Annotated in this window: 13 protein-coding genes and 1 pseudogene; 5 read left to right on the top strand and 9 right to left on the bottom strand. The window is 54.8% G+C overall.

Annotated elements, in window-relative coordinates; genetic code table 11:
- Nucleotides 1-1,070 precede the first annotated feature (1,070 nt).
- On the bottom strand, nucleotides 1,071-1,211 hold the full coding sequence (locus ACR3FF_RS22315; protein ID WP_458190351.1) for a hypothetical protein: 141 nt from the start codon (nucleotides 1,209-1,211) through the stop codon (nucleotides 1,071-1,073).
- 563 nt (nucleotides 1,212-1,774) lie between these two features.
- On the opposite strand from ACR3FF_RS22315, the pseudogene ACR3FF_RS22310 reads away from it, so the two are divergent.
- Nucleotides 1,775-2,047: pseudogene (locus tag ACR3FF_RS22310) on the top strand (transposase); the annotation flags it as partial.
- Between the two features lie 104 nt (nucleotides 2,048-2,151).
- Nucleotides 2,152-2,730, top strand: coding sequence for a hypothetical protein (locus ACR3FF_RS22305; RefSeq protein ID WP_458190350.1), 579 nt, complete (start codon nucleotides 2,152-2,154; stop codon nucleotides 2,728-2,730).
- A 227-nt stretch (nucleotides 2,731-2,957) separates the two neighbouring features.
- Here the strand turns inward: ACR3FF_RS22305 and ACR3FF_RS22300 are convergent, their stop codons facing one another.
- On the bottom strand, nucleotides 2,958-3,476 hold the full coding sequence (locus tag ACR3FF_RS22300) for a hypothetical protein (RefSeq protein ID WP_458190349.1): 519 nt from the start codon (nucleotides 3,474-3,476) through the stop codon (nucleotides 2,958-2,960).
- Nucleotides 3,477-3,535: 59 nt separating this feature from the next.
- Nucleotides 3,536-4,087, bottom strand: coding sequence for a DUF7342 family protein (locus tag ACR3FF_RS22295; protein ID WP_458190348.1), 552 nt, complete (start codon nucleotides 4,085-4,087; stop codon nucleotides 3,536-3,538).
- A gap of 528 nt (nucleotides 4,088-4,615) precedes the next feature.
- Between ACR3FF_RS22295 and ACR3FF_RS22290 the strand changes: the two genes are divergently transcribed.
- The gene (locus ACR3FF_RS22290) at nucleotides 4,616-4,732 is read left to right on the top strand and encodes a hypothetical protein (protein WP_458190347.1); all 117 of its coding nucleotides are present in this window, start codon (nucleotides 4,616-4,618) and stop codon (nucleotides 4,730-4,732) included.
- A 609-nt stretch (nucleotides 4,733-5,341) separates the two neighbouring features.
- Here the strand turns inward: ACR3FF_RS22290 and ACR3FF_RS22285 are convergent.
- Together ACR3FF_RS22285 and ACR3FF_RS22280 are read right to left on the bottom strand one after the other, a co-directional pair.
- Nucleotides 5,342-5,788, bottom strand: coding sequence for a VOC family protein (locus tag ACR3FF_RS22285; RefSeq protein WP_458190346.1), 447 nt, complete (start codon nucleotides 5,786-5,788; stop codon nucleotides 5,342-5,344).
- A gap of 248 nt (nucleotides 5,789-6,036) precedes the next feature.
- Nucleotides 6,037-6,663, bottom strand: a complete 627-nt coding sequence (locus ACR3FF_RS22280; RefSeq protein ID WP_458190345.1) for a dihydrofolate reductase family protein — start codon at nucleotides 6,661-6,663, stop codon at nucleotides 6,037-6,039.
- Between the two features lie 464 nt (nucleotides 6,664-7,127).
- On the opposite strand from ACR3FF_RS22280, the gene ACR3FF_RS22275 reads away from it, so the two are divergent.
- Together ACR3FF_RS22275 and ACR3FF_RS22270 are read left to right on the top strand one after the other, a co-directional pair.
- The gene (locus tag ACR3FF_RS22275) at nucleotides 7,128-7,661 is read left to right on the top strand and encodes a DUF7342 family protein (protein ID WP_458190344.1); all 534 of its coding nucleotides are present in this window, start codon (nucleotides 7,128-7,130) and stop codon (nucleotides 7,659-7,661) included.
- 2 nt (nucleotides 7,662-7,663) lie between these two features.
- Nucleotides 7,664-8,098 (top strand): toxin-antitoxin system TumE family protein, encoded by a 435-nt coding sequence (locus tag ACR3FF_RS22270; RefSeq protein ID WP_458190343.1) that lies wholly within the window; start codon nucleotides 7,664-7,666, stop codon nucleotides 8,096-8,098.
- A gap of 497 nt (nucleotides 8,099-8,595) precedes the next feature.
- Here the strand turns inward: ACR3FF_RS22270 and ACR3FF_RS22265 are convergent, their stop codons facing one another.
- From ACR3FF_RS22265 to ACR3FF_RS22250, 4 genes are all read right to left on the bottom strand, one after another.
- Nucleotides 8,596-9,861: a hypothetical protein gene (locus ACR3FF_RS22265; protein ID WP_458190342.1), complete on the bottom strand. Its 1,266-nt coding sequence runs from the start codon at nucleotides 9,859-9,861 to the stop codon at nucleotides 8,596-8,598.
- Nucleotides 9,836-10,321 carry a hypothetical protein gene (locus ACR3FF_RS22260; RefSeq protein ID WP_458190341.1) on the bottom strand — a complete coding sequence of 162 codons (486 nt, stop codon included), beginning with the start codon at nucleotides 10,319-10,321 and terminating at the stop codon, nucleotides 9,836-9,838. Before ACR3FF_RS22260 ends, ACR3FF_RS22265 begins: the two co-directional genes overlap by 26 nt.
- 7 nt (nucleotides 10,322-10,328) lie before the next feature.
- On the bottom strand, nucleotides 10,329-10,844 hold the full coding sequence (locus tag ACR3FF_RS22255; protein ID WP_458190340.1) for a DUF4065 domain-containing protein: 516 nt from the start codon (nucleotides 10,842-10,844) through the stop codon (nucleotides 10,329-10,331).
- A 676-nt stretch (nucleotides 10,845-11,520) separates the two neighbouring features.
- The gene (locus tag ACR3FF_RS22250) at nucleotides 11,521-13,050 is read right to left on the bottom strand and encodes an amidase (protein ID WP_458190339.1); all 1,530 of its coding nucleotides are present in this window, start codon (nucleotides 13,048-13,050) and stop codon (nucleotides 11,521-11,523) included.
- Nucleotides 13,051-13,345: the final 295 nt, after the last annotated feature.

The following is a 13,345-nucleotide window of genomic DNA, read 5'->3' as shown; positions in this document are numbered from 1 at the left end:
GCGTGGACAAATTCACTGAACGCCCAAGAAACAGACATTGACTGGCGATTCACATCCGAAGATGCACGAATCAAACTACGCCGACTTTATCCTACAATTGATAGTTGACAATGCACTAGGGTCTTCCCGCATGGTCGACCCGGATACGTATCTGATTTGTCGATCGACATAGTGAGGAGGCCTTTCTCATCTTTCTCGCGATTGGTGATCAGCCCAGGGCTCATCCTCGACATCCAACAGCCAGCAGAAGAGCAGATGTAATCAGACATAGCATTACTAAACACTCAGAAACTAAATATTTCTGAACCAACGATCGATGGAGAGTGGACGTTCAGGAATCATGCAGACAGCATCGCACTCAGTTTTCGGCTGCATTCGACACCAGGTGTCTTCCGACGCTTTCCGTTTCTAAGCGGAAGTGGAACACACGCGGTACCCCCAACACAATCTATGCGCGAAGAGCGTGGAAAATTTCCCACACCCTTAGTATAAAATACGGCAGAGGGTTTCATAGTACTGGTAGTACACACACACACACACACACACACACACTATGCACCAGTGGGGAGGCCGCAGATTGGTCAATATCACTTTCAAGTGCCACGAAGCCAGCATCCTCCCCACGCTTCGACTGCTGACGCTGATGCCGCGAGAAGCACCATTACGAGAATGCACAAAACCTGCCACCGCCGGCGTAGGCCAAGAGTATACAAGTAGTGTTTTCCTTCTCTAATGTCCAGAACTCTATAACTAACATGGCCGGCCATGGTTATTGCTACCATGGCAGCAAGCCAACAATCATTGTACCTCCGTCTGGTGGTGATGATTCAGTTACTCACATGGGTCGGACTCCTCCTACTCGTCTGGTGGGTCGGAGGTTTCGTCCTCTAAGTCAGCTCGATACCATTTTCTTTATCACTTCGGGAGTGCCGCTGTAATCGAAGCGCATCCGCTACTGGGAAAGACTGATGAACCTCTCCATTGTATACTCACGCTGTCGACCACGCGCTGGTCGGCGTTGCAGAACAAATAAATGCGGCATAAGGGCGAGTGCAGCGTTGGACTGCAAGTCACTCACCCTGTTTCCTTCGCGATATCACCAATCCAACAGCGACGAGTATCCAGCCAGCCTGCTGCTGACTGGCGACGATCGTCGCTCCAGTAGTGATGAGCGCGACGGAAACACCGTTCGCTGGCGTTCCGTCGACCATTTCTTTCGTCCGCCCTTTCGGACGGACACACAGTGTTCTCACGGGAATTGTATAAAACAACGGTAGACGCTCGTTAGTATATTATACTAACTATTGGTACTCTATTTTACTATTTAGCAGTACAGTGTTCAAATAGAGTTGATTAAAACGATACAAAGCGCTTATGCGAGTAGAAGAACGAGCCAGAAGTGACCTCCTCCTCCTCGCCGTAAACGGCGAGGCTTCCCACGGCACCGCACCGCTGGTTTGGGATATTTGCTGGTTGACGACCTGTCGGTATGATAGGCCGATGGCGGGGCCACACCGCCGTTACTCCTATCCCGGCATGGGACTCGGAGTTATCTTGCTGACCGAGACACCACAGCGGTTCGAGAGGGTGTCTCGAACGTTCTGGGTCTCGGAGTCCCGATATTGTGCAATTGAGTGGGCGGTGTGACCGCCTCGGTGTCCATCATATTATGAACCGATACTACTTAAATATCCGTAGTGTCGATGCGTGGTTTGTGAAAGAGTTGTCGGATTCACTCCCGCCGTTCACGGCGGGATTCTCTCCTCGCAGAAAGAAAGGCTACGACGACATGAGCTTCCGCGAAGCCCTTCGAGCGGTCGGTGTCCGACCGCTCATCAACCATCGTGTGTTCGCACCGTACGATCACGCTCACAACGCACGAATCGACGACGAGCGCTATCATCAACGGTCGATGACTGAGACCGTGAATTCCTCACTCAAGCGCTCACACGGCTCCGCCGTGCGAGCGCGTGACTGGTTTCGTCAGTTCCGCGAGATTGCGCTCATAGCTGGCGTTCACAACATTGAACAATCGATAGAAGCGTGAATGCGAGAGATATTCGCGGATTCAATTGAGCCGACCGAACTGTTCACGGTTCAGTTCTCGATGCTGCCCATCGATTTATAGGGCCTCAGTCGCTACTCGATCGTATGAGTAACTCCAGCATGACACGATTGTCGATTGGAGATCGCGTGATCGACATCGAAGACGACGATCCAAACGTGGGGGTTGTCATTGCAAGACCACCAGAGCAGACAATCGAGGAGTGGGAATTTTCAACCAGCGACGGACCGATGACGACTGCCGACACGAATCCGGCGTATCCAGCGGACACACAATTAGTCATCGTCTCGTTCCGCTCTGATCTGAACGGCTATTGGGAAGGATGGCAAAACGTCGAGGCAGACGAGTTATTCGACGGTGTAGAAGACAACGACGTCCATCGGTATGGATTTCCCGAGCCACGGTTAGCACCCGCCGACGAGAATGCAAGCGAAACGAATACGGATGCAGAGCCGACCGAGCAGGAAGCGGAACCACCGGACGAGTTCACGCCAGTTATCGAGCGCCTCGAACAGAATGACTTTGCTGTTGCGTACGATACAGACGCCCAGGAGCTGCTGGTCGAGAAGTACGGGGTTGAGCATACCATCGACCATGATGGAACAGTCCAGGGCGAGAGCGGAATCAAGGGGCGGATAGAGACGATTGTCAATCGCTTTCTCTAAGCGAGCCAGTCCTCATTCTGGGTCAACCTTCGGAAGGACGGTACTTACTTTGAGGTGAACACACCAGTCCAGATTGTTCGACGGCTTTCGGACGGCTGGTCACGAGTCTGTCTGGCTCGGTGGTATGGCTGGCAACGAGGTGGAAGATCATTCTATGACGAATACGGCTTCGACCACGAGCATGTGATATTCGTCAGAACATGAGGATTTCAACAAAATCGTCTCTTCTACGGGCCCTCCTTCTCCCGTAATCGGGCTTCGAGAGCGTCCAATACTTCCCAGAGCACCCCAACGACCGAGGTCGCGGTAAGCGTGAACTCGTCATAGACGTAGTCTTCGTCCGAGGATTCCCGTTCTTGGAAATGGAGATGACCGCTAACATGCGGATTTGGTTCGAGATGCCATCCGCAATCAAATCCCGAGGACTCGCTGTAATGAAAGGCAAAGTTGGCGGTCAGTGACGTTCGTTCGCGATCTTCGAGCCCAGTTCTCGGTGGAAACGTCGGGTTCGGATGCCACGTCACTCGAAGCGTCGCATCATTGGCACTCCGTCCGAAATACCGAGGATCGACGTCTGCTTGCACTTCGGCGTAGTACCCATCTGGAATGCCATGTGCGTTCGTGATCGCTGGATGATGATCCAGTTGTTCTCGCAGTGCTCGAAGGATGCGATGACGTTTCTCGGCTGCCTCATCCGGGTTGGGTGATCCACCATCCGACCGAAGCGGGAAGCGTGATCCCCTCACTCCTGTGTCTCGTTCTGATCGACGGTGCGTCGCTAGAATCGGCCAGTTAGACGAATCAGTCATGCCGAGGTAGAGGGGCGAGCAGTATAGGTGTCGTAATGGTCGATCGCGTCTCGGAGCAGGGAGAGGTGATATTTCGCGGATGCCCAATCGTCTGCTTGCCGGAGACGAGTACGGGCTTCTTCAGCAGCAAGCTCTTCACCAGCGACGGTTGCTCGGAGGCCAGACGGGTCATTGACCTCGTATTCGTGTTTCCACACTTCGATATCGCGCTGTATGGCAGCGGCTTGTTCAGCCAGTTCGGCTGCTGAATTCTCGTTCACGAGCTCGCGGAGCGCGGTCAATCGCGAGTAAATCGGATCCGGATAATAGGTTCGTCCGTCACTCGTGTCGTCTGTGACGAGAACTCCGAGATCGACGAGTCGGGTAAGATGGTTTCGGGTCGTGGGTTCCGAAACGTGTGCTTCGTCGGCGATCCAGCCTGCTGTCCGTGGCTCTTGGAGTGCAAACGCGACTGATCGCACTCGATCGAAGCCCGTCGTCTGTTCCTTCCACCGCTGGACATAGGACGGATCTGTCCCTTTTCCTGAATCCGACGATAAATCCGTCATCAGTACTTCTTCGACCTCACGTGTGATAATCTTTCCGCAGGTAAAATAGTCTATCTCGATAACTACTGGCGTATCACTCAGTCACCAAAGCAACAGTACGTTCAGGCCAAGACCACAGCAACCGGCAAGGCAGCCGCCAGTTTCTCGTTCACGATCACACAACGAATTGGTGAGAGATGGGCTTACAAACACTTAGCCCGATGAAAACGAAGCATGACAGCAACGACTCGCGATCGGCCAGAATTTGACACCGTGCAACTCACAATCGAGCCAGCGGAAGCCCAAGAACTCATTGAGCAGTCATTGAAGGGACTGCGATCGTCAGTCACCGAGGACGGCATCCTCTTGCGCTCGTCTGACAGAATGTTAGTCGCGATTCTTCGTGACGACTCACCGTCCGATGAGCACCGAACCGAACTCGCGTATCGCGTTGCCCCACCGTCGGAACTCGCAACACGAAGGGGGGAAGAAGATATTCGAGAGTCTCGAATCACACCGTACCTGATAACGGGGTAGCGGCGGGAATGAGTGACAGCGGATCGCAGCGCGGCGGACATCGTTGGAATCGTCGATGATGCGGCAATGCGTGCGGCCGAACGCGACGCCGAGGCGATCACGACAGACGATCTCCTTGAATTTCGGTGAAAAAACAGGAATACTTTATCTCATCCTTGGTAGAAATCCTCATACGGCGATGAGTTCCGGTGATTCTGCTGAAGACAGAGGATATATTCAGCAAGTCGCCGCTTTTGTTTCACACTGGTCGAGTTGAACAGACCGAAAGGGTAAGCGTGCGTAGTTACCGCCATGTGGCGACTAACCGTTGATTCTTGATAGGGATGGCTGGCTGGCGGTCAGCTACGGACGCTGCGGCGTGAAGACCATGGCTCAGGCAGCGACCGCCTGCATTTGGCCGTCGGGAACTCCACTAACCGGGCGAGGTTCTCCAGGCCCATTCCTCTGCCCGTAGCGGCGTCCTCGTCGGGGATTGGCTTGGGGGTGCCCTCCTGGCGCACGATCAGCCTGGTCCCACCCTCGGCCGCTTCGAGGGTGACGACCACGGGGCTGCGTTCCTAAATCCGCCGGAAGACCCCCATTCTGGAATGGCTAACCCGGGTTCCGGAACGGCTCGTCGCGGGAAAGACGTCATTCCCGATTGGGACCGGCGACAAATTGCCCTATTTCCGGCTGGTCCTGATCCCCGGGGATGCCCGGGCTCAAAACGGTGACCGCCAAGAGCGTGGGGACGACCCGCTAGGCTCCGTCAAGCTCCTCGGCCAACCCGACGATGATGCCTTCGGGGCCACGCACGAAGCAGAGGCGGTACACGTCTTCGTACTGGGCGACTTCGCCCACGAGTTCGGCTCCGTGGGAGCGGAGGCGGTCGAGAACTTCGTCGATGTCGTCGACGGTGAACATGATGCGACGGATCCCCAGGGTGTTCACCGCCGGTTTCTTGGATCCGTCGCGAGTGGCCTCGGGTGTGATGAATTTCGAGAGCTCGACGTGGTCGTGGCCGTCGGGGGTCCGCATCATGGCGATGTCGCTCTGGACGTTCTTGAGGCCCACGACGCGGTCCGCCCACTCTCCCTCGACGCGCGTCTCGCCCTCCAGCTGCATGCCGAGCTCCGTGAAAAACGCCTTCGCAGCTTCGAGGTCCTCGACCACGATGAGGACGTTGTCCATTTGCTTGATCGCCATGGCCGAATAAACTAGGCGAGGGGTGCGCAAATAGGCGTCGCTGGCGGGGGAAGCGTGGCAGGAGGTTTCGTCGCGACCTTAGACCGGCCCCATCTGCTAAGGCGGGCGGGGCCGGTCCCGGGCTCTCCTTACGCCCACTCGAGTCGGGGCGTTGGTGTGCCCTTGAACTGTATCTCGCACGCTGAATCTGTCATCGACTGAGAGTTTCAACAGAGCCCGGAACGGGGACTATCGTTTTTCGTCGACGATCAACGCTCGCGATCGTCACCGCCGTACACTGGACGGTATCGATGCAGGAAGTTTCCATTCCCGAACGCCTTCGTGTCGAGCAGCCGCAATTCGAAATCGTCGGTCAGTCCTGCGAACAGCGAGTGCCCATCGCCCAGCAGGATCGGGTTCACGATTATTCGGAGCTCGTCGACCAGTCCCGCTTCGAGCATCGAAACCGTGAGCTTTGAACTACCGAAGATCGCGAGGTCGTCGCCGGGCTGGCGTTTGAGCTCCGAAACCTCCTCGACGACGTTCGCCGAAACGACTCTTGTGTTGTTCCAATCCACCTCCTCCAGCGTCGTCGAGACGACGACCTTGGGGAGGTTGTTCATGCGCTCTGCGACGCCGGAGTTGTCGTCAGCCTCCGGCCAGTAGTTCGCCATTAGCTCGTAGGTGACACGACCGAAGAGGAGAACCCCGATTTCGTCCAATTGCTCGACGGAGAACGCGTTGAACTCGTCGTCCACGTGGTGCCAGTCAATCTGGCGGTCCGATCGCTCGAAGAACCCGTTGAGCGACACCATTTCGAAGGCGAACAAGCCGCGCTCGGCGGCCACCCCTGTTAGCGATCGTGAAGACTCGGCCTCGTTTCTGGAAGTCGGCATGGTCCGTGAGAAGTTGACGCGTCGAGGTATAGTTATTGATAGGGTACGGCCCGAAACCCGACCTTATCCCTCTGAGATGTCTGATTCACCCTCCGTCTCTGGAACTGGAGATTCGTTCCCGAGGCAGCTGCAACCGCAAGAGTGCTGTCTATTCAGCAGCGTATGAGAAAACTATCAAGGGTTACCGAGGGTGCAGTACGGTTGTACCGATCGAGTGCACCGTGAGCCTAATTCGACGCTTCATGTGTGAGTACTATGAGTAGAATGCAAATAGTACGTCCCAAGAGGAGAAACGCTGCGGCATGAATAGGGATTGAGTGGCATGCGAAGTGATCAGTTTTTCATCACCAAGAGTTGCTGATCGGAGTACTGCCGTGATACACCCATGACGAATTGCAATCGCGAGGAGAAAGGAAATAGTTCCTCGAAGTAAGAACTATATCCTACAAACTCTAATAGCCAATATGGCCGATTCACCCACCGACGGGCCGCCTCCCTTTGAGGACGCGTTCAGTGGCGACGACGTCGAACAGCAAATCTATGGAACTATCCTCCAGATACGCGAGCCAGTAGCGGCGAGTGCAATCGCAAATCGGACTGACTGTGACCCAAAGACTGCCCGGAAATACCTCCAGTGGTTCGCTGATCTCGGGATCGTCACTCAACATGATGGGCATCCAGTCACCTACGAACGCAATGACGCCTATTTCGAGTGGCGACGCATCAATCAGCTCGCGGCACGCCATTCGCTTGAGGAGCTTCAACAGCGCGTGCGTACGTTGACGACAACGATCAAAAGTTACGAAGACGAGTATGACGTTGCGTCCCCAGCAGACGTTGATGTACTCGCTGTTGTCGAGACAACCGTTGATCGATCGATTGATGACGTGTACAGTGATCTTGCCGACTGGATGACAGCTCGCCAAGATAGAACACGCTACGAGCGAGCACGCCAGCAACGTGCTGGTGCCACTGACCACGAACAGGCTTCAGGATAGCGATGGTGCCGCCAACTGGCGATGGGAGCAGTCCTGCCCCCATCGATCGACCAATCCTCGAGTTTCTACAGACGAGACTCATCGCCACGAAGCAAGTCGAACAGGCAGTCATCACTGATACGAATGGCCATCTCGAACTTCGCGTTACATTCGCCCAACCGTATTATCCAGTGTTGGTGGATGAGGCGACGCTCGCTATCCGGTGGTACACGAACGACGACTTCAAAATCCACTATCGAGAAGTGCACGCTGACAGCGCCTGGGAGTGTCGCTGGGATCGCCATCGGAACCCGCACAATTCGCGAGAGCATTTTCACCCACCCCCCACCGCTCCAACGCTTGGCGAGGATGCGTCGTGGCCAACCGATCATCGCGATGTCCTAACTCTCATCCTTGACGAGATTGAACAGCGGATCACGACGCTGTGGGACGAATAGGCGTTAAGACCGTCGCCAACAGACAAAGTATGCAAATACGGCAGCTGATCACCGGACGATACGGATATGACTCAAAGCAAAATCCCAGAGCGTGACTTCCATCGAAGGTTCAGACGCAATCGACGACACTGCAGACAAACTGATGAGTAAGATTCATAGAAAACCCTCGGCCGTTCGGCATCCCGCGACCCACGCTGCGCTCCTCGTTCCTACGGTGCTTACGGGGTCGGGGACGACCGAGACAGCCTTGCCCTTTCGATCCACCAGGGGAGATGCTGATTCAGTACACGGGAAACCTGGGAAGACAGATGTTCTCGACGGCACGCCCCGCTCGCCACATGCCGCCTTCCGCATCGCTTGCGACTAACCAGTTCGGGCGTGCGACCGGTCTGGGTACCTGCTCTCGATGCCAGCACCAGGCACGCGTTCGGTTGCGTCTCACTCGGATATGAAACCGCATCTAGGGGTTGCTGAGGTTGAATCCCAGATGGGAGAATTTACCCATCTGCTCGGGAACTTACTGCCTCAATTGCCCCCTTCCATCGGAAGAGGTAGTCAAGTTTCTTTGAATCTGCGATCTGATTGGATGCGGAGAAGGGGATGATATATTTCCCGTGATCAGACTTGACCTGCATGAGTGTCTCCGAGAGCGATTCGGATTCGACCTGCCTGATCTGCTCCCAGCGAACTTGGATGTGATGTTTCTTCAGGAGGGCTTGGATGTTCTCATCGTTGTTTTGGAACCGATCGGCGAGATCGGTCCACGTTTCGAACTGACGGGAGCAGACATCGCATGGACACATGTTCGCACCGAGGGATTGCTGGATGTCGACAGCTGCAGGGATTTTGAGAAAGTCCTTGACACCATCGACGTAGTAGCGATTACTAACCCCAGCACCACCGCGACGCTCCCGTCGTTCAGTTCCTTCTTCGCCATACATCGTCCCATATGTTGTTCCCTTCAACCCGAGATGTGCCAACATCGTTGCGAAATAATCACCGTAGAAGAAGTGTGGTGAAACACCAGCGTCACTCACGGTTTTCACGAATGCGGCGATATTCCTGTAGACGGGCTCGCCGGTTTCTCGCTTGTCTACATTTTCAATCCAGATGAAACACTGTTCGATTGCGTGGTCAGAGAGGAGCGTGAGGAGCTGATCGATCACGTCGTCATCACGAAGCATGCGGGTCGTCAGGAAGAGACAGGGCTTGAGTGAGGTATTGGCTGATCGGGTCGTAGCGTCCAAAATCCAGCCGTTCACCTCGATATCTCGCTTGGATCGGATCTTCTGGAACCAGGGTACAACGGCCTTGGGAGCATAGCTCGCTGGGTCATCGAGGACATCGTACTTGCTAGTCTGTTCTTCCAATTGGTTTGGGACAAACGTTTCCTGAAATTCGACTGCCGATGCTGTCAATTCACGAACAGTGTTCTCGGGGAGGTCGGCAGCACTCACATTGTCTTGGGTAGCTAGCAGCTCCTCAAGTGACGGTCCGATCTCCTGTGCATATTTCAAATGCCATCTGCGGACTCTTCCATTCTCGTCACGGAAATTGCTCCCAACACGAAAATCTGCTAGTGTCGGCTGAATGTAATAGTCAAGATTGGACTGGTCAGACCATTTCCGGAGATCATTCGGGAGGGCCTTATTGTTGGCAGCCAGCATTTTGCCGGGGATCAGCAACGAATCAAGATACTCACCAGCAGTGGCAACCGGATGTTTGTCGCTATTTGAGTTATATCGAAGGGTCGCTTCGAACATCGTCCGTCACTACGTTAATAACATTTTCTCGGCTACATAACAGTTTGTCCGTTTTTCGGGGGGAAGAGTACACATGGACGGCCTCACCGATCCCGATCAGTCCAATATCTAAAGGCATCACTCGGTTGAGCAACTGTTCAGTCACACGTGAGTCCCACACTGAGAGAAACGAATAATCGACGAAGTCCGAATTCCGTTGTGCTTGTTCGATTCCTCGATTGGTGTTCCGTGATTTCAGTTCGATCGCGATCGTCGAGTTGCGTTTGACGCCGAGGACATCGATCGGATAGCAGAACACCTCCCCTTCTGTCGTGTAGGTGACGTCGTGTGTGGTGAGATAGTCAGCAACAATGCCGAGTTGGTATTTCTCAGGGACGTAGTACGAGTCAGACTGATCGAGTGACTCTTCCCACTTTTGGGTATATACCGCAGACAAGGGGGTGCTGTTTGTTTTGCTCATTACTGGCTCATTGGAACGGCGGTATCTCTATTGCCAACTCATCTAAAATTTCCGACTCTGCTGCATAGCTCGGATACTCGGTATAGACGTATTCGATCAATTCTGGAAGTGAGAGCGCATTGTATTTCTCAACAAGGGTTTGTAGCTCGGTACGGTACTCTGCTTCAAGCTGTGTCTCTAACTCTGCTGCGATCTTGCGTCCCTTTGCTGTGATGCTGAATCGCTTCTCGGTGAAATCTGAGTCAATGAGTTCGGGAGTGGTGGCATCTAGCGACTCGCTTTCGATCGCTTCGAGTGAGAGAAGAAACTCCAATTCCTCGTAGACGTGTTCCGAAAACGGGCCCATCTTGTAGGGGGCAAACTCGAACGCAACGCTGTCTTCGTACGCTTCGAAGAACTCGGTTTCCTGCTCGATGAGAAAGAGGAGTTTCTGGAATTTCGTCACGCCCGCCACAGTCTCCGCGTAGAGAAAGAGAAGGAAGACAACATCAGTCCGTCTATCGATTTCGTCGATGCGAGGCATGAGCGGGTATCTACTGAGTCATGATCAGGGGGCGTCTTGAAACTTTACAGATGAATGAATCGGTATCATTGGTTTCGTAATGGACGATTCTCAATCGACCGATGAGAAGCAGGAATGGGGATTCAGTAGAGAGAAGCGGATTTGGGCCAATCCAGTTCTGATGAAATCCGTTGTCTGAGGGTAGCGGTTGGTATACAGGACTGCGGGGACGATACGGATTCGCAGCAATGCAACCACAATGAGTAGTTCTCGGATGTCAATACCTTCGCAAGCCCCCGCACGCTCGACGGCCGCGCCTCGCTGCGCTCCTCGCTCGGTTGCGGTGCTTGTGTCGGCTCGCTCATCGAGCGCCCGACCACTTTCAGTCCCACCCCGTGTAGTTTGTCGGGGTTGTGATTCACTGGGTGGCTGGTGTGTCGATTCTGTACGCCCGCTCGCCGTCCTATTCGGCCGAACCGTCGTTCGCTCTCTCGGACCGCCAGCGGGTTCGTCGGTCGGTTTCTGCGCACCGTCGGTGCTCGGAACTCCCCTCACGGCGACAGACTAACTCTACTGGCCACTCGACCCGCCCGGGAAAGCTCGCGTGCTTGGTTGTGTAATATTCTAAGACGACGACGGATAGTCTCGATTCGGTGACAGTGTTAATAAACTACCTCACACCACTCACTGATTCCTATCAGAACACCTCCCAGTCATGTTGTTGTTCGAATGTGTGGCCGACGTGGAGAACGGTATCATCGTCGAATCGCTCACCAACGAACATAAGACCGACAGGGAGGCCATCGGACTTTCCACAGGGAACAGAGAGCGCCGGATGGCCCGTAACATCGAACGGTGCCGTGTTAGAGAGCATGTTGAGCGCACGGTCGATAACCTCGAGGCGACTCAAGTCGTCGTCCTGTCGGTGGGCGGTTTGTGGGGTGGTTGGCATCGCCAATACGTCAACTTCGGCGAGTGCATCGTCATATTCGTGAGCCAACGCCTGGCTAAGATTTTGCGCTTTCGCATAGTAGTGACTACGGTACTCATCGGCGAGATATTGACCCAGTACGAGCGTCAACTTGAGCGTCGTGAGGTAGTCATCGGCCTGCACTCGGCGTGCCTTGCCGAAGGCGTCCATGAATTGCGTATCATAGTATCCATCGCCAAAGTGTCCGATGCCCTCGCCGTTGACGGTGGCCGTCGTCTCCTCAATAACGATACCGTTCCAAATCGCCAAGCCGTCATTGTGCATCGGGATCGAGACGTCAGTCACTTCGACACCGGCATCGACGAAGTGATCCAGCGCGTCGCGAACCGTCTCGTCCACTCCTGGCTCGCTCTGTTCATGGCCGAACCCTTCTTCGACGACACCAATCGTCAGGTCTTCGGGGTCGTTCGAGAGTGCTTCAGTGTATTCGTCAGTTGGGACATTCCCTTGCCGCGGGTCTAGTGAATCGTCGCCAGCGATTACATCGAGGACACGAGCACAGTCTTCGACAGTGGTGGCCATCGGTCCAACATGATCGAATGAGCGACCAAGGCCTGCGATGCCCGTGTAGGGAACGAGGCCGTGCGTCGGTTTGTGGCCGACGCCGCCGCTCCACGCTGCTGGGATACGGATCGACCCGCCCTGATCACCGCCAATGGCCACATCCACGTCGCCGTTAACGACTGCTGCTATCGATCCGCTCGAAGAGCCACCAGCGATATACTCCGGGTTACGAGGATTCAACACGGGCCCCGTCGCCGACAATTCACCGCTCCCCGAGAACGCCATGTCTTCCATGTTCATTTTTCCCGTGATGGTGCCGCCGGCGTCAAGGAGACGTGTGACGATTGTGGCATCCCACGAAGGAACATAGCCAGCAAAGAGCTTCGAACCGCACGTCATCTCGATACCAGCAACTGCGACGTTGTCCTTCACTCCGATTTCGTAATCGAAGAGTGGCCCTGAATCGGCGCCGCGGACCTCGCATTTCGTCACAAACGCATTTAATGGGTCTTCCTCGTCACTTGGCTGATATCCTGGTTCACGGTCGGTGTACTTTGGATTCGGGCGGGACTCAACGAGTTCGTCGAGGCGTTCGTAGGCTTTGAGCGTCTCGGGAATCGCTGTGCGGAAGTCTTCGACTTCCTCGTCAGTGAGATCGATGTGGTGTTTGGCTGCTTTCTCGCGGATTTCCTGGGGTGTCGGTGGCTGAATGTTCGGTGGAACGTCTGACATACGTTCTCTAAGGTGTTCTACGAAACCATTAATCATGTTGGTCGTTGCCAATGATCTACCATTTCTGGTGTTCGTGACGGCACGCCCCGCTCGCCGCGTGCTGCCTTCCGGTGAGCTGTGCTCACCGACGTCTCGTTCACTTTTCTCACGAGACCTCCCCATCGGTCTCGACTGACACTCGCTAGTTGTCCACTCTCTCGATAACGGCGGCAGCAAAAGCTCGGTCTCACACCGGAAGGACACCGAAAGCGAGACGAAGAACCCTACGAACGCTGCGGAGAGTCGAGAAGGTATC

It is taken from the genome of Haladaptatus ordinarius (genome assembly GCF_054177595.1).
This window is presented reverse-complemented; position numbering and strand designations above follow the sequence as displayed.